This is a genomic window from Labrenzia sp. PHM005 (genome assembly GCF_006517275.1).
Taxonomy (GTDB): domain Bacteria; phylum Pseudomonadota; class Alphaproteobacteria; order Rhizobiales; family Stappiaceae; genus Roseibium.
Window position 1 is genome coordinate 4,979,509 of sequence record NZ_CP041191.1, and the last position, 26,182, is coordinate 5,005,690.

At 58.1% G+C, this 26,182-nt stretch carries 28 protein-coding genes; 5 read left to right on the forward strand and 23 right to left on the reverse strand.

The features are described from left to right. Positions 1–32: 32 nt before the first annotated feature. The 5 genes from FJ695_RS22535 to FJ695_RS22555 are packed head-to-tail and all read right to left on the reverse strand — an operon-like array spanning position 33 to position 6,669. Positions 33–758: a DUF2793 domain-containing protein gene (locus FJ695_RS22535; RefSeq protein WP_141187531.1), complete on the reverse strand. Its 726-nt coding sequence runs from the start codon at positions 756–758 to the stop codon at positions 33–35. After that, positions 751–4,638, reverse strand: a complete 3,888-nt coding sequence (locus FJ695_RS22540) for a glycoside hydrolase/phage tail family protein (RefSeq protein WP_141187532.1) — start codon at positions 4,636–4,638, stop codon at positions 751–753. Before FJ695_RS22540 ends, FJ695_RS22535 begins: the two co-directional genes overlap by 8 nt. Continuing rightward, on the reverse strand, positions 4,638–5,087 hold the full coding sequence (locus FJ695_RS22545) for an NlpC/P60 family protein (RefSeq protein ID WP_371708798.1): 450 nt from the start codon (positions 5,085–5,087) through the stop codon (positions 4,638–4,640). The genes FJ695_RS22540 and FJ695_RS22545 overlap by 1 nt, the downstream gene beginning before the upstream one ends. 16 nt (positions 5,088–5,103) lie before the next feature. Beyond that, complete coding sequence (locus FJ695_RS22550) at positions 5,104–5,994, reverse strand: DUF2163 domain-containing protein (RefSeq protein ID WP_141187533.1); 891 nt, start codon at positions 5,992–5,994, stop codon at positions 5,104–5,106. Between the two features lie 39 nt (positions 5,995–6,033). Next, positions 6,034–6,669, reverse strand: a complete 636-nt coding sequence (locus FJ695_RS22555) for a DUF2460 domain-containing protein (RefSeq protein ID WP_141187534.1) — start codon at positions 6,667–6,669, stop codon at positions 6,034–6,036. Between the two features lie 98 nt (positions 6,670–6,767). Here FJ695_RS22555 and FJ695_RS22560 point away from each other — a divergent pair, with 98 nt between their 5' ends. Continuing rightward, a complete protein-coding gene (locus FJ695_RS22560) occupies positions 6,768–7,022 on the forward strand; it encodes a YdcH family protein (protein WP_141187535.1) in 255 nt (84 codons plus the stop codon). 22 nt (positions 7,023–7,044) lie between these two features. Here FJ695_RS22560 and FJ695_RS22565 read toward each other — a convergent pair whose 3' ends face one another. The 13 genes from FJ695_RS22565 to FJ695_RS22625 all read right to left on the reverse strand — a co-directional run bounded on the left by FJ695_RS22565 (position 7,045) and on the right by FJ695_RS22625 (position 15,586). Further along, the gene (locus tag FJ695_RS22565) at positions 7,045–7,578 is read right to left on the reverse strand and encodes a phage tail tape measure protein (protein ID WP_371708799.1); all 534 of its coding nucleotides are present in this window, start codon (positions 7,576–7,578) and stop codon (positions 7,045–7,047) included. A 3-nt stretch (positions 7,579–7,581) separates the two neighbouring features. Further along, complete coding sequence (locus tag FJ695_RS22570; protein WP_141187536.1) at positions 7,582–7,785, reverse strand: phage tail assembly chaperone; 204 nt, start codon at positions 7,783–7,785, stop codon at positions 7,582–7,584. Beyond that, entirely contained in the window at positions 7,785–8,132 is a 348-nt protein-coding gene (locus FJ695_RS22575) for a gene transfer agent family protein (protein WP_141187537.1), read from the reverse strand. The genes FJ695_RS22570 and FJ695_RS22575 overlap by 1 nt, the downstream gene beginning before the upstream one ends. A 26-nt stretch (positions 8,133–8,158) precedes the next feature. Then, entirely contained in the window at positions 8,159–8,572 is a 414-nt protein-coding gene (locus FJ695_RS22580; RefSeq protein ID WP_141187538.1) for a phage major tail protein, TP901-1 family, read from the reverse strand. 192 nt (positions 8,573–8,764) lie between these two features. Beyond that, the gene (locus FJ695_RS22585; protein ID WP_141187539.1) at positions 8,765–9,181 is read right to left on the reverse strand and encodes a DUF3168 domain-containing protein; all 417 of its coding nucleotides are present in this window, start codon (positions 9,179–9,181) and stop codon (positions 8,765–8,767) included. Beyond that, positions 9,178–9,498, reverse strand: a complete 321-nt coding sequence (locus FJ695_RS22590; protein WP_141187540.1) for a head-tail adaptor protein — start codon at positions 9,496–9,498, stop codon at positions 9,178–9,180. Before FJ695_RS22590 ends, FJ695_RS22585 begins: the two co-directional genes overlap by 4 nt. Further along, a complete protein-coding gene (locus FJ695_RS22595) occupies positions 9,495–10,064 on the reverse strand; it encodes a head-tail connector protein (protein WP_141187541.1) in 570 nt (189 codons plus the stop codon). Before FJ695_RS22595 ends, FJ695_RS22590 begins: the two co-directional genes overlap by 4 nt. Before the next feature lie 148 nt (positions 10,065–10,212). Beyond that, positions 10,213–11,442 carry a phage major capsid protein gene (locus FJ695_RS22600; protein ID WP_141188887.1) on the reverse strand — a complete coding sequence of 410 codons (1,230 nt, stop codon included), beginning with the start codon at positions 11,440–11,442 and terminating at the stop codon, positions 10,213–10,215. Between the two features lie 98 nt (positions 11,443–11,540). After that, on the reverse strand, positions 11,541–12,059 hold the full coding sequence (locus tag FJ695_RS22605) for an HK97 family phage prohead protease (RefSeq protein WP_141187542.1): 519 nt from the start codon (positions 12,057–12,059) through the stop codon (positions 11,541–11,543). 271 nt (positions 12,060–12,330) lie between these two features. Further along, positions 12,331–12,528 carry a hypothetical protein gene (locus FJ695_RS22610; RefSeq protein ID WP_141187543.1) on the reverse strand — a complete coding sequence of 66 codons (198 nt, stop codon included), beginning with the start codon at positions 12,526–12,528 and terminating at the stop codon, positions 12,331–12,333. Continuing rightward, positions 12,521–13,729, reverse strand: coding sequence for a phage portal protein (locus tag FJ695_RS22615; protein ID WP_141187544.1), 1,209 nt, complete (start codon positions 13,727–13,729; stop codon positions 12,521–12,523). Before FJ695_RS22615 ends, FJ695_RS22610 begins: the two co-directional genes overlap by 8 nt. Positions 13,730–13,821: 92 nt before the next feature. Further along, positions 13,822–15,138, reverse strand: a complete 1,317-nt coding sequence (locus FJ695_RS22620) for a DNA-packaging protein (RefSeq protein ID WP_141187545.1) — start codon at positions 15,136–15,138, stop codon at positions 13,822–13,824. Then, the gene (locus FJ695_RS22625; protein ID WP_141187546.1) at positions 15,095–15,586 is read right to left on the reverse strand and encodes a hypothetical protein; all 492 of its coding nucleotides are present in this window, start codon (positions 15,584–15,586) and stop codon (positions 15,095–15,097) included. The genes FJ695_RS22620 and FJ695_RS22625 overlap by 44 nt, the downstream gene beginning before the upstream one ends. Before the next feature lie 410 nt (positions 15,587–15,996). Here FJ695_RS22625 and FJ695_RS22630 point away from each other — a divergent pair, with 410 nt between their 5' ends. Beyond that, positions 15,997–16,446, forward strand: coding sequence for a hypothetical protein (locus tag FJ695_RS22630; protein ID WP_141187547.1), 450 nt, complete (start codon positions 15,997–15,999; stop codon positions 16,444–16,446). A 488-nt stretch (positions 16,447–16,934) separates the two neighbouring features. Further along, a complete protein-coding gene (locus tag FJ695_RS22635; protein ID WP_141187548.1) occupies positions 16,935–17,687 on the forward strand; it encodes an SDR family NAD(P)-dependent oxidoreductase in 753 nt (250 codons plus the stop codon). Between the two features lie 10 nt (positions 17,688–17,697). On the opposite strand, the gene FJ695_RS22640 is transcribed toward FJ695_RS22635, so the two are convergent. Continuing rightward, entirely contained in the window at positions 17,698–18,123 is a 426-nt protein-coding gene (locus tag FJ695_RS22640) for a secondary thiamine-phosphate synthase enzyme YjbQ (RefSeq protein WP_141187549.1), read from the reverse strand. Between the two features lie 56 nt (positions 18,124–18,179). After that, positions 18,180–18,923 carry an ABC transporter substrate-binding protein gene (locus FJ695_RS22645; RefSeq protein ID WP_247653884.1) on the reverse strand — a complete coding sequence of 248 codons (744 nt, stop codon included), beginning with the start codon at positions 18,921–18,923 and terminating at the stop codon, positions 18,180–18,182. Positions 18,924–19,135: 212 nt separating this feature from the next. Between FJ695_RS22645 and FJ695_RS22650 the strand changes: the two genes are divergently transcribed. Continuing rightward, on the forward strand, positions 19,136–20,458 hold the full coding sequence (locus FJ695_RS22650) for a glycosyltransferase (RefSeq protein WP_141187551.1): 1,323 nt from the start codon (positions 19,136–19,138) through the stop codon (positions 20,456–20,458). A 41-nt stretch (positions 20,459–20,499) separates the two neighbouring features. Here FJ695_RS22650 and FJ695_RS22655 read toward each other — a convergent pair whose 3' ends face one another. After that, positions 20,500–21,264: an ABC transporter substrate-binding protein gene (locus FJ695_RS22655; protein ID WP_141187552.1), complete on the reverse strand. Its 765-nt coding sequence runs from the start codon at positions 21,262–21,264 to the stop codon at positions 20,500–20,502. Between the two features lie 63 nt (positions 21,265–21,327). After that, a complete protein-coding gene (locus FJ695_RS22660; protein WP_168206461.1) occupies positions 21,328–22,083 on the reverse strand; it encodes an ABC transporter substrate-binding protein in 756 nt (251 codons plus the stop codon). 290 nt (positions 22,084–22,373) lie between these two features. Between FJ695_RS22660 and FJ695_RS22665 the strand changes: the two genes are divergently transcribed. Then, positions 22,374–24,023 (forward strand): FMN-binding glutamate synthase family protein, encoded by a 1,650-nt coding sequence (locus FJ695_RS22665; protein ID WP_141187554.1) that lies wholly within the window; start codon positions 22,374–22,376, stop codon positions 24,021–24,023. A 212-nt stretch (positions 24,024–24,235) separates the two neighbouring features. On the opposite strand, the gene FJ695_RS22670 is transcribed toward FJ695_RS22665, so the two are convergent. After that, the gene (locus FJ695_RS22670; RefSeq protein ID WP_141187555.1) at positions 24,236–26,134 is read right to left on the reverse strand and encodes a flotillin family protein; all 1,899 of its coding nucleotides are present in this window, start codon (positions 26,132–26,134) and stop codon (positions 24,236–24,238) included. Positions 26,135–26,182 lie beyond the last annotated feature (48 nt).

The window sequence follows — 26,182 nt, forward strand, 5'->3', positions numbered from 1 at the left end:
GAAGCTGCAACTGTGATTGTGCACGCCGCGGCCTAAGCCGAGGGCGCAACCGGCACAAAACAATGGACAGCCAATCGCACGGTGCCGCCTGAAAAACTGCCGCCATTGGCGGTGAGGCGCACGGCAGTATCGGAATAAAAAGCCGTCGGGCCGATCACACCAAGATTGCTGCTCCCAGCAGAAACACCCAGAGAGCCGCCGAATTTGGATTGTTCACCAGCCAAGCCACAGTCGTAGGACGTGGCTCCGGTCACGGTGACGGTTGTCCGGGACGACACACAATAGACAATGGCCCGGTCCGGGATGATTGCAGCCGTTTCCACATAAGCACCTGACAGCGCTGTGAGTTCTGCTTCAATCACTCGGTGTTCGCTCAGGGCACCAAAACTGCCGCGCGCCAAAAGGCGTGTGTCAGAAAAGACTCCATCCATTTCCTGCCAGGCACCGGATAGATACTTCAGGCCAATGCCTTCCATGGTTACATGGACAGACAGCCCCTCGAAGGGGGCATAAAACTCCCAAACGCCATTGCGCCATTCCGCGATTTGGCCATCCCGCCCTGCCCATTCGGCTGTTGCAGAAGCGGCGACCAAATAAAGATCGCCTTCAGTTGCCGCCGGCGGTGCTGTCAGCGTGCGCGATTTCACGGCCGGATGGCTGAGCGCATCCATTCGCAAGAGGGATTCATTGTGGGTGACGTGCTTCTGGGCTTGGGCAGCAGCCAGCAGCGGCAGCGCCAGACGGGATGTCTCAGACATGACAGGTGGCCTTTCGTTCAAAGCCGCGCCCGACGCGGCGGGACAGCTGGGCAACGGCGACATTCAAACTGGTCACCGGACTGCCGAAATCCAGGAGTTCATCTGCCGAGGAATAAAGAACCTCGGACGTCCCGCTGGTCACTGTCCGCAAAACGGCATCTCCCGGTGACAGAATGTCGACCTCATAAGCTTCCAGATCTTCGCCGAGCGGCACCTCGCTTTGCTCCCAGCTGACGCCACCTTCCCGCGTTTGGCGGATCCAGGAGACCAAAACACCACCTACGGTCCGCCTGGCCTTCAGATGCACCGGCGCAAGAGGCTTGGCGGCCCGCTGCGTGCTGGTGTGCAAGAGCGCAACCACCGCTGGGTCATCCAGCGCACGGCCTTGGGGCACCAGCCGGTAGTTTAAGCCAAGCCCCGACTGCTCCGCTGACAGTGGCACCAACGGAACGCGGTCCTCCGACAAGAAAACCACATCCGCGCCGGAGGCTGCGCCCGACAGCATCTCCGGTTCCGTACCGCGTTGCGCCCGCAGCAATGTGCTCAGACGGTACGTGTTTGTTCCGGTAAGTTCAGCGGTTTGGAACTGCAGGACTTCCCAGCCGCCGTTCTGACAGCGCACGGCCAGTGCATTGGCACCTGCCAAAACATCGGTTTCTGATCGGCTCTGCAGTTGCCCCTCGTAAAGTTCGACGGTCATTGTGTTGGCACGGTCGAATACCCAAAGCGGACCAGCGCTCAAAGGCGCGGTCAATTTGCCCATCACGGCGGGCGCGTCGAGTGTCATGACCGGAGCAAATCCGCTGCCAGAGGCACTGCGCATCACGCTCAGAACTCCAGGCCAGGGCTTTGCGCGCGCGGCCAGGCGCACCGCGTCGTCCGGGTCGCTCTCAATGAGCTTCGGCAAATCCAGAAAGACAGCATGAGCTGGACTGAGATCGCTGTTTTGAAAAACTGTTCCAGGCTTGTCACTGGCATTTGCTGCAGGCGATAAATCCGCCGCGACCCGAACCGCCTCAATCCGGCGCAGCCCGGCGTCTTCGATCGCGGTCACCCGCACCATCAACGGCGGATCGAATGTGGTCGTAGGCGTGCCGTTGATCGCAACAACATCACCTGGTTCCAGGCCAATCCGGTCCGGTCCGACGGCAAAGGTCACCCGCTCGCGCTCCGACCAGATTCGGTAAAGCCGTCTGTCAGCAGCAATGTGCAAAGGCTCGGTCATGGAACTGGCTGGCAGGGTCTGCGTTTCAACTTGCTGGCTGCCGCCCTCCAGACGCCGGGAGGCGGCAATCCGGCGCCGAAAATCACTCACCGGATCGTCCGCTCCGAGCCGGATTTCGGCAGACAATTCATTGGCCTGCGCCCGTGTCCGCGACAAAAGCGGTTCCTCTTCGCCCGGCTCGGCCAGATCCGCGGCGTTTAAAGAAACCACAGCTTCCGGCGGTATGGACGAGAGCTCCACATGAGTGCGCCGGTCGGACGCCAATCCGGAAAAGGCTGTCAGAACCGGCTCCAGAACGTCGCGAGCGCTTACCGGACCGCTCAAGAGGTATCCGTCGAGACTTCCCCCAAGCCCGGTCACTTTCACGTCTGCATCAGAAATACCGTAGTCGGCCAGCACTGCTTTGCAGAGCCCTTGAATACTGATCCCTCCGAGACGCCCGGAGAGCCAATGGCCAAGCCGCCAATTGCCGCCGTCCGCCCAGACATCTGAAAACATCGGAAACGCAGGAAACGGCCGCGCGTCCCAGGTCCAAAGGTAAATCCCGTCCGGATCCACCATTGGCCCGCCATAAACGGCGGACACCGGATTGTCACCAGCAGCCACCTCCGGATGGCTGTCCGACCACCAGCTCAAAGAGGCTTCCAGCGCCCGGCGCTGGCTGACGTCATCCCGAAAGCCCCTGGAAAAATGCGGCACGGCACTTTCCGAGGATTTCGGATCCACAAAGACATTCGGTTGATTGGCGCCCCGGTCCACCGCCGGAAACCCCAGTTCGGTCATACGGATCGGCTTGGATTGAGGCACCCAAGCTGTCGGCGACGCTACTTCGGTGCCGCCGACACGCTCATAATGGAGGTTTTGCCAAAAGCCCCAAAGATCCTTGGTCCGGTAGACCCAAGGTTTGTTATGCGCGCCATCTGTAATGGCGGTGCGGTGTCCAGAGGTGCGGTCAGCCTCAGAGGCGTAGTACCAGTCATAATACTCACCGCCTTGAACACCTGCGCGCGAGTCTTTGAGATCATAAGGATTGACGCCGCCGTCCGGATCGCCGCCGTCGCGCACATCAGTGAGCGGCAGGTAGTTGTCGATGCCGATGAAATCGACGTCCGGTGAGGACCAGACGGTATCCAGTGGAAACCGCAATTCGGTTCCCGAGACCTGATGAGCCCCATACTCGGACCAATCGGCGGCATAGGAAATTTTCGTGTCACTGCCTACGAGCGCCCGGACATCTGCTGCGAGCGCCCGCAAAGCGTCGGCAAACGGGTAACTGCCGCCGCCCGCATGAGATCGTGTCAGCCCGCGCAATTCCGATCCGACCAAAATGCTCTCCACTCCGCCCGCCGCCTTGGAGAGCGCGGCACAATGGAGAATATGGCGGCGGAAGGACCACTCAGCCGGACCTGTATAAGAAATGCTGCCGCCGGAAACAGAGAAATGAGCCGCCGTTGCCGTGCCAACAAAGCTTGCAACATCGGCCCCGACTGTTCCGCTGGTCACGATCCGCCCGCGCCAGGGATACGGCGCTTGTTCCGCCCCGCCATGGGGATCCGGCAAGCCGTTGCCGGCCGGAACATCCATCATGATGAACGGATAAAGCAGCACCTCCAGTCCGCGGCTTTTCAGGTCCTGAATTGCGGCAATCACCGTGTCGTCAGAGGGCGTTCCGCCATAAGCGGGCCGCCCGTCAATTCTTGAAACTTCGTCTGCATCTGCCCGGTTGAGCCCGGCAACGCTCCAGGTGGCGCCCTCCGTGACCGTGCCGTTGGCTTCCACCTTAGGGCGGACGGTGCACTGGCCCGCACGCAAATCATCGCCGAACCAGGAGACAACCAGAGCCACCCGTTTCAAGTTCGGACAGAGCGCTTGCAGCTCATCTATGCTTTCACGCCAGTCAGATTCTGCAGCCACCACATGGCGGTTGATCGAGCGCTGCTCTCCGGGCCCTAGAACTTCAGAGACGACGGTCGGCGAATAGGCAAACTCTCCTGCGCCCGGAATGATGGTTATCGCCCGAACCTGCGTTTCCAGCGGCTCCACGGGCCGGATCACCTCAAAACTCAGTTGCGGCAGGCGGTTGCCAAATTGCTCCAGCGCCAGCCGCTCAAACACCACATAGGCAGTCCCCCGATAGGCTGGAGCGGCCGTTTGATGCGCCGAGATCAGCGGATCGGGCATTTGATCCTCCGATCCATTGTAAACCCGCATCACAATCTGCCGGGTGTCGAGCACTTTTCCATCGGCCCAGATGCGGCCAATACGGGCGATCTTTCCGGAGCACAGGCCGACAGCGAAATTGGCAAAGTAGCTGTAGGTGGTGACCGTGGACGTTCTACGGTTGCCGCCGGCCTTGCCGCCCTGTTCTTCCGTCGTGATGACTTCCTCAAAACTGGTCGCCCAGATCAGCTGACCCGCCAACCGGACCCGGCCATAGACTCTCGGCAAGGACGCGCCTTCACTCGACGACTGAACAGAGAAATCAGCCAGCCGCGCGCCTTCAACATTTCTGGATGCCCCGCCGCCAAACAAGGATTGGTCAATGAGATTGCCGGCAAGCGACCCTGCGGCCTTACCGATGACACCGCCAATGCCGCCTAAACCAAGGACACCGCCGACGGCCTTTCCGGCCGCGGCAAGCACGAGTGTTGCCATTAGATGCCCTCCTTTGGGAAAGAAAACACTGCCGCGATGCGCCTGTGCCAGGCCGGCACCAGCGGGCTTTCGAGGACGCCGACGCGCTCATAGGCGTGGATGAGCATTGGGCTTTCGGTGAGCGGGCCACTCAAAATGCCAACATGTTTTGCCGGAACGCCATCGCGCCAGCGGAACACCAGGACATCTCCGGGCTGAGCAACTTCAAGCGTGATTTCCTGCAGCCAGGTCCGCCCGGCTTCTATCAGCGTCTCCGCGCCACCGGTTTCCGCCCAATCCGCCGTATAGCTCGGGATATCCTGCGGTTCGAGACCGTAAAGCGCCCGCCAAATGCCGCGCAGCAATCCGAGGCAATCGCAGCCTCCTCCTTTGCAGCTTGCTTGGTGCCGGTATGGGGACCCAATCCAGGTCCGGGCCTCAGTCAGAACTGCAGCACGAACGGTCTCCACAGCAACGCTGCTTGGTCTAGGGAACAAGGGCACTGCCATCATTTTCCCCTGTGTTGCTGCCCGGATAAGACAAGGCAAAGTCACTGCCCGGCATGTGCGGAAAACCTTGGTAATTCAGATGATTGGCAAACTTGGCTCGACACGTTTCCAAGTCTTTCGCGCAGCCGGCCCGGACTTGAACCTGTGTGCCGGGTTCCAAAGACGTTGGTGCTGGCTGAAACAGGGACAGCACCGATGCACCATCTTCCTGCCGGTGATTGGCAACTTCCGAGGCAAACCCTGCCAATGGTCCACTTAGAACCGCGATGCGGCCCCGGCTGAACCAGCCCTCTGAAAAACTTTCCAAGCCGCTGACGCGAAACCATTCGCGGGCAGCTGTCAGCACGGTTCCTGTGCCCTGATAGGCGGCAGTCTCCAAATTGACTTTACAGCGGCTGTCGCCAAGATCTGCATCGCAGCCCCGGGCAAACACCCGACCCTGCCGGGCTTCCAAAAGATGAGAAAGTCCGCGCAGTTCTGAGCGGAACACATGCCCTGCCCGGCTGACTTCGCCGATCCGGGCGCGCCGCAACAAGAGATGGTCTGCGGGAAATTGCCAGTTGACCAGATAAACTTGAACTTCGGCGTTGTCCCAAAGCCCAGCCTCCAGATCAATCTCTGAAAGGGACGAGCTCGCCAATGTGCCAGAAACGTCACCGCCACCGGTTGCCAGATCCGGGCCATCGGTGATCGCCGATGCGGTCAAACCGTTTTGTGGTTCACATATAACGCCTGAGACTGTGAGCGGCCGGTCGTGATCGGTAAAGCCGAGTTTGACGGTATCCTGACGCACTATGATCCAGCAGGAGGCAAGCGTGGTAATCCGGCCAGCGACATGCGCAGCCAGGCTTTCAGGTAGAACTTTCATGTGGGTTCTCTAGATAAAGAGCTCAGCAGACAGTCCGGCCTATAGCCGGATTTCGATCAACGGAATGGACGGAATATCGCCGGCTTCAAAGTGGGTCAGACTGAGGTCCAATCGGTCGGTGTCGAACCGGACCGGCACATCGAAAAGGAAACCCCCGGTCAAGACGCTGTCAGTGGCAGGCGCCAGGTTAAAGACGATGTCACCAGTGGCTTCCTCCACCTGAAAATCGGTCCCTTCTGACTGCTCAATGCCATCAAGCGCCACCCGGACGGTTCCTGTAACCGGCAAGCGGATGTCGCGGGAATAGGCCAGAACGCCCGATCCATATGTCTTGGAGAGAGGAAACCGGACTGCAGATCCGTCGCCGGTTCCCAGCGATTGGTCGAATGCGCCGGGCGCCACAGTTCCCGGGGCCGTGCTGTGATCAAAGGGATCCCGTAAACGGAAGCCATATAAACGGCCACGCGCCTTTTCAAAAAGCGCGACGACCGCTTTCAGATCGTCCAGCGATCTGATCCCGGTTGCCGCATCATACCGCCGCCGGCTGCCGGCCCAGCGCGCATTGCGGGTCTCATAACCGGTGGCCAGCTGGACAATTTCCGTCCGCCGCTCAGGCCCTCCCAACACGCCAAAGGCGATCGCACCGGGAAAATTCTCGTTCAAGAAGGCTTCCATTGAATTCTCCGGCGCAAATCAGACCGAGATTGATCTTGCTCAAGGAGTTTAAAATCGCGGGGCGGCACTTTGTGAGCCTCTAAAGGAGGCAAATAAGAATGAGTCACGTTCCTCACGAACTGCATGAAGAATTCCCGGAAGCTACGGAAGTGCTTCACACCCTGAAAACCAGCGATGCGCACTTCAGCCGCCTTGCTGACGAATACCACACGGTCAACCGCGAAGTGCACCGCATTGAAACCGACGTCGCGCCAGCTTCCGATGAAGTTCTGGAAGATCTGAAGAAGAAACGTCTTCACTTGAAGGATCAAATCGCCGCCATGATTGCGGCTGCGGCAAACACCGCGTCCTGAGCCCCTCCTTTTCAGGCCGGTGTTAGAGCCCGCGTCGTCCCCGTCCGACGGCGCGGGCCACCATCGCCGAGACCTGTGCTTCAGATCTCCGGAAGCTCTCCGCGTCCTGTGTATTCACTGTGATTTGCACAGCTGGCATGGGGGGCTGCCCGCGTCCCGCGGACCTCACCCCCAGGCGCCCATCGGCGCCGCGCGCGAGCGGCAAGATCGCTTCTGCTCCGGCTTCTCCCATGAGACCGGAAACCCCATTTCCCAGACCGAAAATCGTTGGCGCCGTGACGACCCCACCCTTGGCAAACGGCAATATGGTGTCAAAAAGGTTCCCGGCGGCTTTTTCCAACGGCTGCAACGCCGAATACAAAAGCCGGGACGAGGCCGACAGAGCGATCTTTTTAAAAACGCTTTCAAGCGACTTTCCATCGACCAAGGCAGATCTGAGCCCGCTGACCAGGCTGCGGGAAATGTTCTGCGCGCTCCGGTCTATGTCTTCCATCTGAAGCCGGAAGTCTGCGATCTCCTGCAAGGGAATATCGAACTCTAAAGACCGGTCGGTCATATCCTACTCCCCAGCCTGTCCGGCTGTCTCGATATCATCCGGGTGCTGTTTCATCATGGTTGTCAAATCACTCCGGTCCAAAAGCGATATCCGGCCGCACAGGCCGAGCGCCAGGTCCAATTCCTTGGGCGTTGCGCTCCAGAATGCTTTGGGAGGCCACAAGAGTTTCTGAGCTGCCAGCTGAAAAAGAAGTGCCCAGGGAAACATCAGCAGCCGGCGCCCTCTTCGCTCTCATCTGACACGTCCTGATCGCCGAAGGTCGCACGCAGCAAATCCGCAGCAATTGCGGCAAATCCGGCCGCTCCACCCGCCGTTTGCATCATGGCGACCTGATCATCAGAGACATCATTGCCCGCGCCCCGCAACCCCGCCCCCAAAAGGGTGATGATGTCCTTCGCCGACAAGGTTTCAGCGGAAAACCGGGAGAGCAGGTCAGTGAGGCTCTTACAGGAAAACGCCTCTTCCAATTCCGCCAATGCGCCCAATGTCAGCACCAGGGTCCATTTGCGGCCATCCAATGCGGCCGAAATCTCCCCCCTCAACCGGTTCACCATTGCTAGTCCTCCCACAATGCTATCGTTCACTCGGCCGTGAAGCTCAGCTCCCCGGCCGACGACAGGGCGATCTCAAAAGTCACCTCGCTGTCGTGGCGCCCGGCATATTCCAAGGCTGTGATCTGAAACAGGCCTTCCAGGGTCCCGAAATCGGGAATGACCACCTGCCAGGGGCGAATGGCGCCGTCGAAGAACAATTGGCGCACGGCGGCATCGCTGGCGCCATCGCGGAAGAGACCGGATCCGGACAGGCTTGCTGCCCGGGTTCCGGCACCTTCCAGCAATTCCCGCCAACGCCCAGCGCTTTCGGACGTAGTGATGTCGACGCTAGTGGCGTTGAGGGCAATCTGGCGCGCCCGCAAACCTGCAACTGTGACAAAGGACCCATTCGGTTCCTGATCCAATTTCAACAATAGATCGCGTCCGCGCTGTGCACCCATTTCGGCTGCCTCCTATTATTTCAAATTCAGGTTCCAGCTTGCCGTCCCCTGCGCTCCGCGGCTCTCAAATTGCCGGTGCCGGGCTTTGCGAACTTTGCCAGGCAGCCCCGGCCTCTAGCCGGGATCTGCATCCCAAAGGCCCTCATTCGAGCACCCAGGCAGGAACGACGACCGCCAGGAAGCCAGCACAAATCAGGTCAGCGGTTCGGTGACCGCGCGCAGGGAACTGGTCGCTCTATAGCCACGGCCATCGCGCAGCCGGCGACTTGAAATCGTGGTCATGGTTAGGTTGACCAGTCGATGACCGGCGAGCGCGATTGGCCCGTTCATCAGAACCTCTGCGGCACGGCCCGCGGCTGACGCGGCCTCATCTCGGCTGCGCTCACGGGAAAAAACGCTCAAGCTTAGAGCATGCACAGCCCCTTCGCCGATTTCGGCCAGCAGCGGACGGGTCTCCAGTGCTTCTAAAACCAAATAAGGAAAGGCTTCCGCCCGTGGCGGGGTTTCAAAAATCCGGTCACTGCCCAAAAGGTTTTGAAGCACTCCGTCGGCTGCCAAAAGGCTGAAGAACCCAGCCCGGACCGCCGTTTGTACATCGGCAAGGCTCATGTGCTCTCCTCCTCGGCATCACACACAAGCCCGCGGACGCGGCCATCTGGGTCAGCAACGGAAAGCACGCGGAACACCCGAACGCCGGACACGATCCGCCAGCCACCGGTCAGGCTGGAAAAGGGCCGCAGCCGGATTTCCCAAAGTTTCCGAGACAATAGGCGCTCACCGTCAAACCGCTCGGCCTGACTTTTGAGCCGAAGAGCTGCAAAGCCAGTCCCGGCGGTCTCAAACGTGAGCGTGACTTCGCCGGACGTCGCGCGCACCTCCACGGGCCTTTGCAAGACGATGGGCAGCCGGTAATCGCCCGCCCTCATAGGAGCGGCACCCGGGCTGTCGACAAAAGCCGGTCGAGCCCTTGAGGCAAGCTGGCAACCGCCAGATCGCTTCCCGCTTCCCGGTGTTCGAACCAATGTCCGGCAAGCAGGCGAACGGCCTGACGGAATTCTTCCGGGATATCTGTGGCGGTGGCGCCATATCCCGCCGTAAAGTCGATTTCTGCGGCCATCAACTGGTTCGCCGGCAGTCCGGCACCGAGCTTAACCTTCACCCGTTCCGGCTGTGCGGACCGGTCGAGTTGCCAATCGTCCGTTGCCAGCTGGGTCGCATTGCCGTCCGTGTCGTAGACCGTAATTTGGTCAACCGACAGCACCGGGGACACCGGCAGGCGGACAATCCGGCCGACCGGCCAGCCATCCAGGTAGAGCCGCCACGTTTGCGAGATCAGTGCACGGCGGGTGGATTGCTCAATGTGGCTGCGCGCCGCTTTCAAGAACCCGGCAAGACTGCTGTCTTCGTCCGAGCCGTTCAGCCGCAAATGGGCGCGCATTTCTTCCACGGTCACCGGCTCGGTGGCCGGGTCCGTCAAACGGATCGATGTCATGGGAGGCTCCCAAAAAAGAAGGCGCCGCATACTCAAGATTGAGCGCGGCGCCAGTCTGGGGAGGAACGACCCTCATCGTTCATAAGAACATGTGGGTCTGCGAGTTAAGACTTACAAGGCACCATTTTGTGAGCCCAGCGTGAGACAATCATGCAGAGAACATCAACAATTTGATCGCATCGAAGTCCTGAACACCACCGCCGACACGCTTGGTGGTGTAGAATAAGACGTAGGGTTTGGCCGAATAAGGATCCCGCAAAAGGCGCACGCCCATGCGGTCAACCACCAGATATCCGCGCCGGAAATCACCAAAGGCAATGGCCGGGGCATCCGCCGCTATGTCCGGCATGTCTTCAGCTTCGGTAATCGGGAAATTGAGCAAGGTTGCTGCGCCCTCAGTCCCGGCTGGTGGCTGCCAGAGATAATTGCCGTCACCATCTTTGAGTTTACGGATTTCGCTCTGAGTCTTGCGGTTCATGACAAACCGGCCGTTTTGCCGGTAGCCGCTTTTGGCCGAATAAATCAGGTCAATCAGCGTGTCTGCCGGGTTGGAGGCAGGAAAGGCCCCCGCTGCGCCCGTCGACACCGTTCCAAGGGATCCCCATGCCCAGCTTGCCTCGGCTACACGCGGCACCTGCAAAAATCCGACCGGCTTGTTGGTGCCATCCCCGTTGATGAAAGCCGAGCCCTCCTGTTCGGCAAAGGCGGTTTCCACTTCCTCGGCAATCCACTGGTCCATATCGACTGCCGCATCATCCAGCAGCGAAGATGTCGCGGCCGGCATGGCGTAAAGCTCCATCGCCGGGAAAGTCAGTTCAGCCAATTGCGGGCTGGTGGTCTGAGGCCGGGCATCGGTTTCCCCAACCCAGCCGGATTGCGGACCGGAGACGGCAAAGGGTTTTTTATAAGTCGATGACGACACTTGGCGGTTTCCGGCAATCGCCCGGATCGGCGAAACCTGGGACAAGCGCCGCATGATCCCAGCTTCGGTTTCTTCTGGAACCAAATACCCACCGTCCGGGTCAGATCCGGCCGACAGGGCTTTTGTTTCCAAGGGGCGCAGGATCTGCTCCTGTCCGGAGCGGACGTAGGCTTCAAATGCAGCTTTATGCTCCAATGCCGCAGAGGTGAGCTGACGCGGCTCACGGGCTCTGATCTGCGGACGTCGGCTTTTTAATGTGAGATCATCAAGCCGCCGCTGGGTGGCATCAAGTGCCGCATCCAGCCGGTTAAGCTTTTCCAGCGAGATCACATCCGCGCTGCCCCGGCTTTCGATGTCGGCAAGCCGCGCGTCATTCACCGCGCGGTAGCTCTCGAACGTGCGGAAGAATTCATCAAACGTGCGCGCAACCTCGCCGCCGTCAACACCATCCGGCATCGCGGGTGGTATCGGTGTTGCCGGTGGCAGGCTACCTGGCACATCCGCCTTGATTTCAAAGGACTGCGCTTGTGCTTTCAACTCAGCAGGTCCGGACATCATGCATACTCCGTAGATCTGGTTTGAACTGATTGTGGCCAATGGGCCGGTGCGGGTGGCGATGGGGATAAAAGACGCACGCGCGCCTCATCGGCTTGCGGAAAGGTCACCAATGAAATTTCCCAAAGATCGATGTCCTGAAGGATCCGGCCCGTACCGCGCGCAGTGCCCCATCCTGAGCCCCGCCCCAGGTAGCGGGCCTTGCGCGCTTTGAAGCCGATGGACAGCCCGCTCAAGGCACCAGAGGCAATCAGACTGGCAGCCTCTTGCGCCGCCTTGACACCGTTGGCCAATTCACCTTCTGCCCAGAGCCCGTGGCGGGTTTCCAGGAGTTTTGTCCAGCGACCGATGGGGCGGGTGGGATCGTGCTGCCACAACAAAGCAATGCGCGCGGGCGGACGGAGCGCCAGGGATCTGCGGAATGCGCCAGAAACAACTGTGTCGCCCGCGCCATCCGGTTTGCCAAAAACGCTGGCATAACCCGCAATCCGCACCGGTGATGACCGTACGGCGGTCACGATTTTCCTTCCTTGGCTCGGCTTGAACCATCTGCCTGGACAGAAACGGCGAGCTGATAAAGACGGCCTGAAAAATCGCGGAACACTGGCACGTGTGCCGTTCTGCGGTTTTCCATTCTGGGGTTTTGCCGCCCGGTAATTGACCGCTGCGAAACATCCCTTGCGCGTAAACGGTGCACGCAGTTACCCGTCCGCACGCTCCCTATGGACCTGCGTTGAAGGCTCATTCGGCCCTCCTTCTCAAATGTCAGTGTTTTCGGCAGTCTTGGATCTAAAGACTGCTCAACTCGGCCAGATAGCGGTTCAGCCGGGCGACTTCGCTGACGAAGTCAGAAAAGCGCCGATTGGAGAGGCTCAGTTCGCGCACCAGTACGAGACCGATCAGCGTTGCGGTCACGGCCCATAGAAACAGAGCCAAATGCGCCAAATCCCCGCGGGTGAGGACGCTGGCCACAAGGTCGTCAAGCATTTCCGGCTTCCCCTCCGTCTGGGTCCCGCGCGCTATATCCGACGGCGATGCGTTTTTCATCCTCTGAGAGGAAGCCAGCTTCCCCAACCCGGCGCCATAAGGCTTCGCGTTCGGACGACAGCGCCTCAATGGCATCCAGATCCGGTTCCAACCGAAGGTCACTGCCAAAGGCTGGCCCCAACCAGACCGCAAGGTGGGATGCCGTCCGCCGCACCAACGGCAGAACGGCGCCACGCCACAGCGCCCGCCCGGCTTCCTGATAATTGGCATAGGTGTTGTCACCCGGAATGCCGAGCAACATCGGCGGCACGCCAAAGGCCAGCGCAATCTCCCGGGCAGCCTGGTTCTTCGCTTCGATGAAATCCATGTCCTTGGGTGTCAGGCCCATCGGTTTCCAATCGAGCCCGCCTTCCAGGAGCAGCGGTCGCCCGGCGTTGCGCGCGCCCTGATAGCCGTCTTCCAATTCCGCCTTTAGGCGATCGAACTGATCGCTCGTCAGGTTGAGCGCATCTCCCGCCCCATAGATCAGCGCACCGGATGGGCGGGCCGCATTGTCCAAAAGCGCCTTGTTCCAGCTGGCCGCCGCGTTGTGAATGTCGAGCGCCATCTGCGCAGCTTCCACCGGGGCAAAGCCATAGTGATCGTTTAGAGGGTGGAACAGTTTGAGATGCCGCACGGCAGAAACGCCGCCATCGCCGTCTGCTGGAAGGCGCACCGTGCGCCCGCTCACGGTGTACTCAAAGGCCTCTGGCCAGCCTTCGGTGCCCGGCACCACCTTCACCCGGTCGGGCCGAAGCGCATAAAGCTCTCTGGGCACGCCATCGACCGGGACTTGTTCCAGATAAGCGTTGCCGGAAACCAGGAGATAACCATAAAGCGCTTCCAGAAAATCCGCCCCGGTCTCATGGGCATTGGGCCGGGCCAGCAGCAACAGCAGCGGGTGCCTGGTCAGTTCTTCATCGTCTTCGAACAGCAGCAGCGGCACGGCGGCTGCCGTTTCCGAAAGCAGCCGGACCGCCCGGTGGACCACCGGGTTTTTGGCAAAGCCTTCGCGCGCAAGGGCTGCATAGTCGCGTGGGCTCCAGACCGGTTGGGACGTGCCCTGGATCGCCAGAAGCGGCCCGGTGCGCGATGCCTTTTGTTCCAGTGCCGCAACGGGAGCTGTCCGGAAAATTGATTCAATTGATTGTCTTAAGCGCATGTTTTATCGGCCCTTTCAGCGCCCGTTAAAGCGCTCCTTCAAGACTTTCAGAAACGGATTCAATTTCTTGGCAAAGTGATTCAAAAAGAACCTCACAGCCCCCGCACTTTCGGCTGTGCCTTCGGACCTAGCATCAGCTCCGAGACCGCCCAAACAAGCGCGTCGAGCCTATCAGGGGAGCGGCGGGAGGACAGCCCGCCAGGGCCGAAGTCGGCCATCTCATCTTCGAGTTCGGGAAAGGCACCGGCATGAAACACCTTGCCCTGGTCATAAAGCATGGCGATCGGCTCGGCCCTTGAGAATTTGCCACGTGTTGCCCGCACCTGTTTGACAGGAACAGACGGATCGGCACTGGCGATAACTTCTGACACCATGTCACCGCCCTGATTGACCTCAGCGATCAGGCAATCGGCCTTCAGTCCATGCCACAGGCCAATCGCCGCCTCCGCCCAGTCGGACGGTTTGGCGGGACGGCGGCTGCGATCGGCCAGAACATAGGCCTTGCCATCTTCTCCCAGCCCGGCGGCGACAATACCGCAGGCATCAGAGGTCTTGTGTGCCGTCACCGGTGGATCAATCGCGATGACGATCCGGGTCAAGCTGTCCGGCGCTGCGTCCACCCGAACCGCTTCCAGACCCTCCCGCGACCACAACGCATCGGGCCGGTCCTCAATCAATTCGCCATCAAGCTCCTGGCGGCCAAGGCGTGTGCCGCCATAGCGGCCGACCACCGTCTCCAGAAACCCCGGCGCCAGAAACAAGGCATTTGCCTTGGTCGGCGCATGGGTGATCGCGGTGCCTGCCTGTTTCATCAGGCGTTTGAGGAGCGGCACCGGTTTCGGTGTCGTCGTTACCAATTGGCGGGGTTTCTGGCCCAGCCTCAGGCCGAACTGCAACATGTCGAACGTCTCCTCGGCATAGGTCCATTTCGCGAGTTCATCACACCAGGCGATGTCGAATTGCGGCCCCCTCAAAGCCTCCGGATCTTCGGCGGAGAAGGCCTGCGCCACCGCGCCGTTCGGCCATTCAAGCCGCCGCCGGGTCGGGGTCCACTGCGGCCGCTCGTCCTTCGGATGCACCGCCAAAAGCCCGGACACGCCTTCCACCATCACCTCGCGCACATCGGCAAAGGTTTCGCCGATCAAGGCGATCCGTCCGGCAAATCCCGGTTCGCACCAGCCATGGCCGAGCGCCCGCGCCCGGATCCATTCCGCACCGGCCCGGGTTTTGCCAGCGCCGCGCCCGCCCATCAAAAGCCACAGCGACCAGTTGGTTTGGGGTGGCAGCTGATGGGTATGGGCAAACACCGGCCAGTCGAACGCCAGAAATTTCAGTTCTTCATCCGACAGTGCAGATAGGACTGCTTCAACCTTTTGATCGTTCGCACAAGCGCTCAAGACGCTGCGCAAGCGCCGCGCGCAGCTCCTCCCGGTCGTCAAGGTTTTTGCCCTCCCCGTCCGGTTCGGTGTCCGATTTCAAATCCATCAAGGCTCCAAGCGTTTTGGCAAGGCTTGCGAGCGTTTTGACGGTCTTGTCGATCTCCTGGAGACCGGCCGCCCCCTCCCGGCCTGCCTCAGCAAAGAGATCCTTCAGGTGGGCCTCAAGCTGGTCCATCTGCCCGGCGAAGGCCCGGTAGAGCCTAATGGCCATATCGCGCGGGCTCCGCGCCTCATGCAGCGCCTCGTTTGGCGGACTAGCAGCTGGTAACGGATCGGCAGACGGCGGTTCGGCGGGTGGCGCTGGTTCCCGTCGCTTTTTCTCTTTGCGCACCAGCGCCCTTTCCCGCTTGAGCGTGTCCACCAACCCCTGCCCGGACAACCGCTGCTTGACCGATAGATGCTCGCGTTCTGCCGTCAATGGGACCTCCAGACTGAAGAATGAGCCAGGGCGGTCAAAACCGCTCCTGCTGTCCTCCCCGGCCCGACCGGGGTTCCACGCGCTGTTCCACCTTCCGAAGCGTCGGCCAATTTCACTTTATGCTCTTCAAGCGAGGAAGCCTCGGATCTCTGATTTCCAGCTTCCGAGACGACGAAATGTGTTCTGACACCTCGATACTCCCAACGACGTCATCCCATGGCTTGACCGTGGGATCCATGCCGTTCCCGTGCCTCACGATGGGCGGTGCTTGATGCAAGGTTACGAATTGGATTGCCGGATCAAGTCCCCCAATGACGGAGAGACGCGGCAGATAAGAACCACCCCATTTCTCTTGACGGTCCGGCCTCAGCTCCGCCATTCTTCCGGTGCGTCATTCATCGGAATTCATCATGCTGACCTTCCGCATTCCCCTGCTTGTGCTGACTGCCCTTCTTTTCACGGTTCAGGGTGCCTGGGCGGCTGATCACTGTGCAGCGGTCAATTCGCAAAAAGGCTGGCAGACGCTCAGCCTGCCCAACGGCAAAATCCGGAAAGTCGGATATTCCGGCAAATGGTCCGTAATCAACGGGCTCTACAAACCCGTCGGCCCGCGCGGATACTCCGGCAAGGACGCCAAGGCGCTTGGCCCGCTTTATGGCTATAAGTTTGATCAATCCTATGCCTTTGGCGAGATGCTGGTGCGCGATCAAGCTGGCCGGATCGTTCCCTTCGCCGAGTTCGCCGCCTTGGCGGTCAACGCCCGCGACCCCGCCGGCACCTACGCGTTCCGGATCAACGACAAGAACATCGCGCTTTGGGATAACAAGGGCACCATCCGGGTCTGTATCTCCATGCGCTGAGCTCCCGGCCTCTTAAGACCCAACGGTCATTCGCCGGGCAACCACTTGCCAGTCAGCCGCGATCAAATTGTCAAAAACCTTATCCACGCCCCCGCCGCCGCATGCGATACTGCGGTCCTGGCAAAGCAGCCAACAAGCCCTCTGCTCAACGGTCTAAACTCAGGTGCAACACGGGATCTCATCGGCAAGCTCCTCACCAGAGGGCAACAAAAAAGGCCTCCGCGCCATCGCCGGAAGCCTTTCCCGATCCGCAACTATCGGATCATGACAAAACCATGCCACATCACCGTTACGGTGTCAAGGAATTTTTTCCTATTTTTATCTCGCCGGTCCGAATCGCAGTCAGAGCCAGGCGTTTACTCATTGAAGTGATTACTTTTTTCCCTGATCCAGCAAGTTTCACCCGAGTGAATTGACCTTGCCCGTCCCGACCGCTAGCGTTCACGTCCACCCCAACAGCCCGCTTTCAAAACCCAAGTTCCAAAAATATGACCGAAAAAATTGCTCTAGTGACCGGCGCGGCGCGCGGGATTGGTTTGGCGACCACCAAGCTGCTCATTGAAAAAGGCTGGAAGGTTGCGATGGTCGACCGGGACGGCGCGGAGCTGACAAAAGCCGCTGCCGGAATCAACGCCGGGTCGGCCTACATCTATGACGTCTCGATCGAGACCCAAGTCGATGAAATGATGACCAAAATCATCGAACACTTCGGCCGGCTGGATGCGGTGGTCAACAATGCGGGGGTGGCGAATTTCGGGCCGATCGAAGACGCCGATTTGAGCCTGTGGCGCACAGTGATGGCGACCAATCTGGACGGGGTATTCATAGTGTCTCAGGCCGCGGTACCGCATCTTAAAAAAACCAAGGGCGCGATCGTCAACATCGGCTCGATTTCAGGCCTCAGAGCATCAACGCTTAGAGTTGCCTATGGCACGTCGAAAGCGGCCGTCATTCATCTGACCAAACAGCAGGCTGCAGAACTCGGCGAATATGGCATCCGCGCCAATTGTGTCTGCCCGGGACCGGTGCGGACCAAACTGGCGATGGCGGTGCATTCTCAGGAAATCATCGATGCTTATCACGACGCCATTCCGCTCAACCGCTATGGCTCAGAAGCGGAAATCGCCTCAGTCATCGCCTTCCTGTGCTCAGAAGAGGCGAGCTATGTCACCGGCCAAGTGATTGCCTCTGATGGCGGCTTTGAGAGTACCGGCGTCGGCCTGCCTGCCCTCAGGCAATAGTTTTTTCGGTTCACCGGTCGGGTAAAAAATGTGCAGCGACCTGGCGCTGGTGCGGCCGGTCGCGGTGTTCAAACAGATAAATCCCCTGCCAGGTGCCCAAGAGCATCTCGCCGTTTGCAACCGGGATCGATAGAGACACCGGCAAAACAGACGCCTTGATGTGCGCTGGCATATCGTCCGGCCCTTCATAGGTGTGGATCAGATACCCCATCGACGGGTTAGTCGTGGGCGGCACCAGCCGGCTGAAAAAGGCCTTGAGATCAACCTGAACATCCGGATCGGCATTTTCCTGAATGAGCAACGAACAGGACGTGTGACGCACCAATAGGGTCAGCAGTCCGTCGCCGGCGCCCTCTTCCGCCAGCCATGTGCTGACGTTCCGGGTGAACTCATAAAGCCCCTGACCGTTGGTTGTGAGCGAAAACAGCGTTTGCATACGAAATAACACCTGACTGCGGGAAAACGGATGAATTGTCCGACAGGTGGCGAGGACTACCGGTACTTCCCATGAATGGCATCATAGGTGCCATCTTCACGCATCTCTGCCAAGGCGGCATTGAAGTGTTCAACAAGGTCCTCAACGCCCGGAAAATTCCGCGAAAAGCAGAAATGGAAATCCTTTGTGGTCAGCGAAATAAATTTGAACTGACCGGATAACCCCTCCTGGCGGATGGTGTATTCAATCTGCTCACGGGCACCGAGCAGGTAATCGAACCGGCCGGCAGCGAGCATCCGCAAACCGATCTCGGTCGTTTGCGCTTCTATAGGTTTGGCGCCCAGGTTCTGCAGAACCTTCAAGCTTTCATAACCGGCCATAGAGGCAACTGGCTGGCCGACAACATCTTCAACCTTCTGGATGACCGGTCCATCGTGCGCTTTTCTGATGAAAAAGCCATTGGTGAAGACACTGATCGGGTCCGAGAAAAGAATGAAACGCTCCCGGTCAGGATGATGGGCGCAGGTCAAAATGCCAGAGGTCGTGCCGTTTTCCGCTTCGCTCAAGGCCCGTTTCCACGGCAGGAACCGGATATCTGCATGAAATCCCATTCGCCGGAACGCTTCGACAGCCACTTCATAATCGAACCCGCGCAACCCACCGCCAGGCTCCGCCATTTCATAGGGCGGATAATCTTCTGTGACGATATCAATGCGCGATGCAGCCTGTCCTGGTGCAACCAACACCCAGACAAATCCCGCCAGAAGGACGATCAGCTGAAAACTCTGCCCCTTGACCATCGTCAACCTATTGCATTCCAGATTTCACTAAGCTTTTTATCTCATGCCCCCCTAACAAAGTCGCAATTTGCACGGTCAGCATGCCCTAAAAACACCAATTCCCCTGCGCAAAAGAAGACTCGCAAATTATTCGCTACTCCCCCACCACTCACAGATTGCATTCTCCGGCCAAAACAGCCACAAGAAGGATCTTCTTGTCCAGAAAACCGCCTATGGCATCAACAAAACCAAAAATCCTGATCGCGACACTGGGCACCCGTGGTGATGTCCAGCCCTATGCTGCGCTTGCCGGTGAGCTGGTCCGACTTGGTGCACAGGTGGTCGTTGTCACCGGACACGGATTTGACAGCATGATCGGGAAAGCCGGCGCCCGGCCCCGCTCTGTTCCAGTTGATTACGAAGCGCTCTTACGTGCGCCGGAAGTCCGCGAAGCGCTTTTCACCGTCCGGGGCAAAATCCGGGTGGCGCGCAAAAGTGTTTCCGAACAACAAGAGGTCACCCGGGCGTTGTGGACGGCTGCGCTTGAAGAAAAACCGGATCTCATCCTGTTTAATCTCAAAGCGACAGTCGTAACCCTCGCCGCCCGGCGGCTGAACGTTCCGGCTCTACCGACCGTTCTCCAGCCAGTATCTGCCGCAACCGGTGACTTCCCGGTCCCACTGTTTGGCCTGCCGGACCTTGGCCGGACACTCAACCGGGCGGGTTATTTGGCGGCCCGCAAGCTTATGCGCCTTGGCCTGGCGCCGCTTCTCAAGCCGCTCAAATCTGAGATTTCTGATGATATTCTAGGACCGGAAGATCCACTTGACGGACATATGCCGGATGGCTCACAGGCGCTCAGTCTGCAGGGATTTTCAAGTGCCCTCATCCCGCGGCCGGAAGACTGGCCGGACCATGCTTGGCTCACCGGCTATTGGTTTTCCAAACCAGACAGAAAATATCAGCCAAAACTCGATCTGCTCCAATTTCTGGATAGCGGCCCGGCGCCTGTTTACGTCGGCTTCGGCTCAATGCCGAGCCGCAAACCGGATGATTTGACCGGCCTGATCTTGAGCGCTCTGAGCCAAACGGGACAACGGGCGGTCCTTGCGCGCGGCTGGGGCGGTCTCAATGCTGGTGAATTGCCAGACGTCCTCAAAGACAAAGTCTACCTGATCGACAAAGCCCCACACAGCTGGCTGTTTCCCCGTTGCAGCGGCATAATTCATCACGGCGGAGCAGGGACAACCCACGAAGCGCTGCGCTGGGGCAAACCCTCACTGGTTTGCCCGGTTTTTGCTGACCAGCCCTTTTGGGGAAGCCGAGTCCATAAGTCCGGTGCAGGTCCAGCGCCTATTCCGCAGCACAAACTAACCACCGGGCAGCTGATAAAAGCTCTCTACGCCCTTGATGTGCCCGCCTATGCAGACAATGCGCAAAAGGCGGCGGAGGTCATGCAGAACGAGCCCGGCGCCGAGGGAGCGGCAAAACAAATCATGAAGCATCTTGAAACAGCAAATCGCGTGACTGCCGAAAGGCCGATAGCCGCTCAATAGGCGCGCTGTGTCCGGTTCACTCTGAAAACCGAAAAAATTCCTTACTTGAACAAGCTGGAAAAGTACTTCTGATAGTCTTCGGACTGCCGGACTTTTTCAATCTCATCATATAATGCGGCCGCCAGCTCGGGTTTGTCTTGCGCCAATTTGTGCGACAGCATCAGATAATAATGCTTTTTGACCAGGGGAACTTCGACTTTGCGCACCACGTGTTGAAGATCGGGATTGCTCTGGATGTAGTAGTCGGCCTTAGAGGTCAAGGATGCAACGCCGGACAGGTTGCCAGCAATCAACATCTTGAAGAGCTGGTCCAAGTCATCCCCTTCAAAAACTGACGCGTTGTTTTCTTTCAAAACATCAATGACAGAATAGCCGTATATCGCCCCAACATCGCCACCCAGGTTCTTGAAGGTCTGCCCTGTCCAATCGGCAGGTGAAGACTTAAGCGTATATAAGGAATAGCTTTCTGTATGGGTGCGTTTCGCCGGATCGGGCTTGCCATCCGCCATGGGATACACCCCAAATCCCATCCGCTCTGGCTTGAAACTTGCCGAGTAGCATCCGTCAAAATTGTTGTTGGCAATTTGGTTCAGGCATCTGTTCCAGGGGACTTTTTTGAACTCAATCGCATAGCCCAAATTGCGCGCAGCGGTTTCGATCAAATAGGTATCAGCCCCCATGCCATCCATCAGCTGCCACGGAAAGTTCACTGTATTCTCACGGGCAACAATCAGCTCACCCGCTGAGACAGCGATTGGTTGCATCAACAGTGCAGCAGTTGCAGCAAAGGTCCGAATGGGTATCATCTATCCTCCATACGGAGTCGAGCGCGAACGGTTTTCAGTTTGATGTCATTGCAGAAAACCATTTTACCTTACCAAATTGGAATAATGATCCCGATAACCGGCTGACTGGCGGATCCTTTCAATTTCTTCATAGAAATCCGCAACCAGCGCCGGATGGGTGTTCGCCATTTTGTGTGAAAACATCAGATAATAATGTTTTTCTGCCAACGGTATTTCAGCTTTCAGGATGCGTTCACCGTAGCCGGGCGTTCGCTGGATGATATAATCTGCCTGCAAGGTAAGTGAAGCGACAGCGTCGAGCCGGCCAGCATCCAGCATTTTGAACAATCGCTCCAGGCTATGCGCCTCATAAACATTTGCATTGTTGTTTTTTAGATGTTCGATGATCGAGTAACCGAAAATGGCGCCAATATCTCCATTCAGGTTTTCAAACCCGGCCCCGGTCCAGTTCACACTGGATTGGTCCTGCACGTAAAGTGAATAGCTCTCCGAATGAAGTCGTTTGGCAGGGTCTGGCCGGTCTCCGGCCATCGGAAAAACGCCATGCTTCATCCTCTCCGGTTCGAAACTGGCAGAATAACAGCCGTCAAATTTGTTGTTGCCGATTTGATTGAGGCAGCGGGTCCAGGGAACGCGTTTGAAAATTAGCCGGTGTCCCAAGTTCCGAGCCGCAGTTTCGATCAAATAGGTATCTGCACCAATGCCGCTTTCCAGCTGCCATGGAAAGTACTCAGCATCTTCAAGTGCGATTGTCAGTTCGGCAGCGCGCGCTGAATATGGCAGCACAAGAAAAAACAAAAGGAAAGCGAGGCTTCGCATCAAACACATAACACTCCGCCCTTTCGCCGAATTGACATGCAATCCAATTCTTTCTCACCCGCCCCAACACAACAATATAATAATTGATTTAACTGCTGGTTATTTTGAATTATTCGCACTACTAACTAGACATAATAGATTTAACACTCGGATTTATTACAATCACCAACGTCTTCATCAAGTGTATCCTAATCGCCGGGGCATCCCCTGTCACACCAGTCCGGAGGGCACTTTCTTTTTGGCTTTGAGCCTGACAAGACTAAGAAGAGGTTTAAGGGAGAGGTCCAAACGTGTTTCCAGCCCACTATAGTGTTTTTGTTATTTGCATCATTGTCCTGCTTTTCAGTCTTCTTCTGGCGATCACGGTCAATGGGCATTTCCTCTGGGCGGCGGCCGTCTCCGCTGCGCTAGTCGGTGTCGGGGTGACGGACCTTCTGCAAACCAGACATGCGGTCTTGCGCAATTATCCGGTTGCTGGCCATTTCCGGTTTTTGTTTGAGGCCATCCGCCCCGAACTGCGCCAGTACTTTTTTGAAAGCAATCAGGATGGGAGACCGTTTTCGCGCGAGCGCCGGTCAATGGTCTATGACCGGGCGAAGAACAGCGAAAGTGTTCTTCCCTTCGGCACAGAACTGGATGTTTATGACCGCTCTTATGGCTGGGTCAATCATTCCGTTTGCCCGCAGCCGCACCATCGGGAGGACCTTCGGGTCACCATCGGCGGACCGGACTGCACACAGCCCTATTCCGCCTCGCTGTTCAACATTTCGGCGATGAGCTTCGGCTCCTTATCCGGCAATGCCATACTCGCGCTGAACACAGGCGCAAAGGCCGGCAACTTCTATCACGACACGGGCGAAGGCAGTGTCTCGAGGTATCACCGGCAAGGCGGCGGCGACCTCGTTTGGGAGCTCGGCAGCGGCTATTTTGGCTGCCGCGCAGATGATGGCGGATTTGATGCGGACAAATTCGAAAAACAGGCTGCCGATCCGCAGATCAAGATGATTGAAATCAAGATGAGCCAGGGCGCCAAACCCGGCCACGGCGGCGTGCTCCCGGGGGCGAAGGTGACCGAAGAAATCGCGGAAGCTCGCGGCATTCCCCTTGGCAAGGAGTGTATTTCTCCTGCCAGCCATTCCGCCTTTTCATCTCCTCTGGAGCTGCTGGACTTCATCCAAAGGCTGCGCGAACTGTCCGGTGGCAAGCCAGTTGGCTTTAAACTGTGCATCGGCCACCGCTGGGAGTTCATGGCGATCGTCAAGGCGATGTTAAAAACCGGTATCAAACCGGATTTCATTGTCGTGGATGGTGCGGAAGGCGGCACGGGCGCGGCGCCCGTTGAATTTGCCAACCGGCTCGGAACCCCGCTGCGCCAGGGTCTTTTGTTCGTGCACAATTGCCTCGTTGGTGCGGGCATACGTGAAGACATCAAGATCGGCGCCAGCGGCAAGCTGATCAGCGCGTTTGATATCGCCGGCACGATGGCTCTGGGGGCGGACTGGGTGAACTCCGCGCGCGGCTTCATGTTCGCGGTCGGCTGCATCCAGTCGCAAAGCTGCCACACCAACAAATGCCCGACAGGAGTTGCGACACAGGATCCAAAACGGCAAAAGGCCTTGAATGTGCCCGATAAAGCCCAGCGCGTTGCCAACTTTCACCGCAATACCATGAAATCCCTGATCGAATTCACAGCAGCAGCTGGTCTTGATCACCCAAAGGAATTCCGGCCGGAACATTTTTATTTGCGGGCCGGCCAACGCGAAATAATGCCGGCCAGCGCAGCGCTCACCTGGGTCAAGACCGGCGCCTTGTTAGACCCCAGCCACGACATTGCCGGCTATTCCACCTATTGGGCGATGGCCGAAGCGGACAGCTTTGCACCGGCCAAACCACTCGCCGTCGCAAAGGCGGAGTTCCGTCATCATCTGAGCCATCATTGAGCAGAAGGAACGGAACTAAATAGTCGAGCTGCCGGCCAGAACATTCGTCAAAATCGTCTCACCTGACGAGGGCAACTGGTTTTGCAAAAGGGTCCAACCCGCAGGAAGGCTCACCCCATCCTGTTTGGCCTGGACTTCCGGTCGTCGGCAATACGTTAAGCCATCACAAAAAAAGCCCGGCACATGCCGGGCTTTCCTAACGATCAGTTGCTTTATTCGGCGACCGCCTGGGATTCTTCAGATTGCCGCATGTTTTGCTGAGCCGGTTCAACGGGGAGTTCTGCCAAAGCATCACCATCGATTGCGCTTGATGGTTCGTTTTCCTCAACTGCACTCTGCAAAGCCGACTTCAGAGCGCTTTCATCGATCACCGCCGGACTTTTTGTCTCCATAAGACCGTTGGTCAGGCCAGACAGACCGGAGCCATCCAGGCCAACTTCCTTCATCATCGCATCCAGCAGCGGGGCTTGGGACCGGTATTTTAGGGCAGAAGACACCATCTGGTCGGCCAGATTCCCGCTTCCTCCGCCGTTTGGAGCAGCGCCATTTCCAGACCCAGATGTTCCACCAGTCATGCCATCGACTTGGATGATCTTGATGCCATCAATCTGCTCAAGCGGCTTCACGCTTTCGGCAATGATGTCCGGCAGTTGCTCCAAGAGCTTGATGCGGACCTGCATGGCGATCTGGTCTGGTGACAGCAAGTTGGCCGCTTCGTTGATCGCCCGTTGACCATTGGCTTCCACCTCATAGAGCGCTCTTTCAGCTTCGGCACGCAGTTTGTCGGCTTCTGCCGAACCTTCCGCCTCAATTCGGAGCTTTGAGGCCTCAGCTTCCGCCGTAATCCGGACAGCCTCGGCTTGGTCGGCAGCCGCCTGCTTTTGCGCTTCCGCACCGACGGTGATCGCGACTGCGTCCATCTCGGCCGCCTTGCGGGCTTCGATCAGTTCGATCTGCTTATCGCGTTCCGCGATTTCTGTATCGCGTGCGGTTGCAACCTGCTCGGCCGCTTTGGCTGCCACCGCCCGGGCCTCATCGGCCTCGGCTTCCGCCTCGGATTTCTCACGGGATTTGGCCGCAACCGCAATGTCGCGATCTTGTTCCGCAAGTTCGATCAGTTTTTGTTTTTCGACATTTGCCGCCTCAACGGTGCGTTCTTTGGAAATCTCCCGTTCGCGCACCTGCTGATCCATGGCAATCTGGCGTTCCGTAACCACCTGGTTGGATTCAATGTCCTTTTCTTTGACCTTTTGCGCAGCTTGAATTTTCGCTTCCTCTGCTTCGCGTTCACGCTCAGCTTGCTGTTTGGCAATCAGAGACACTTGTTCGGCTCTGCGGATTTCGACCTCGCGCTGCTGTTCCAGCTTTGCGAACTCTTCATCCCGGCTGATCTGCAGCCTTTCCTGCTCGGCTTCCAAGTTCTTGCGCTGAATGAGAACTTCAGTCTCCTGTTCGATGTCGTTGCGCTTTTTGCGGCGCTCCTCAATCGCCTGGGTGAGTTTGGTCAAACCTTCCGCATCAAATGCGTTTTCCGGATTGAAGTATTCCCGGTTGGTTTGGTCCAAACCCGTCAGCGAGACCGACTCCAATTCAAGGCCGTTTTTCAAAATATCTTCAGAAACAGCAGCTTGCACCTTCTGAACAAAGTTGACCCGTTGCTCGTGCAGTTCTTCCATGGCCATTTCGGCCGCAACTGCACGAAGTGCATCTACGAACTTGCCTTCAACCAGCTCCCGCAAAGCCTCCGGCCTCATGGTGCGTTGGCCGAGTGTCTGCGCGGCATTGGCGATGGATTCGACGGTCGGCTGAACACGGACATAAAACTCAGCCAATACATCGACCCGCATCCGGTCCTTGGTGATCAGGGCCTGATCATTCGACCGGCGAACCTCTAGCCGCAGTGTATTCATGTTGACGGGAATGATGTCATGAAGAACAGGCAACACCAGTGTTCCGCCGTTCATGACGACCCGCTGACCACCAAAGCCTGTCCGAACAAACGACACTTCCTTGGTGGAACGCCTGTACAACCGGGAGACAATCAGACCGATTGTGAGAAGCGCAACAAATGCGATGCCAACGAGAATACCAATGCCAACGAGTTGATCCATAATCCACTCACTCCTTTAGATATTTTGATAAAAATTCGGTAGATTCCG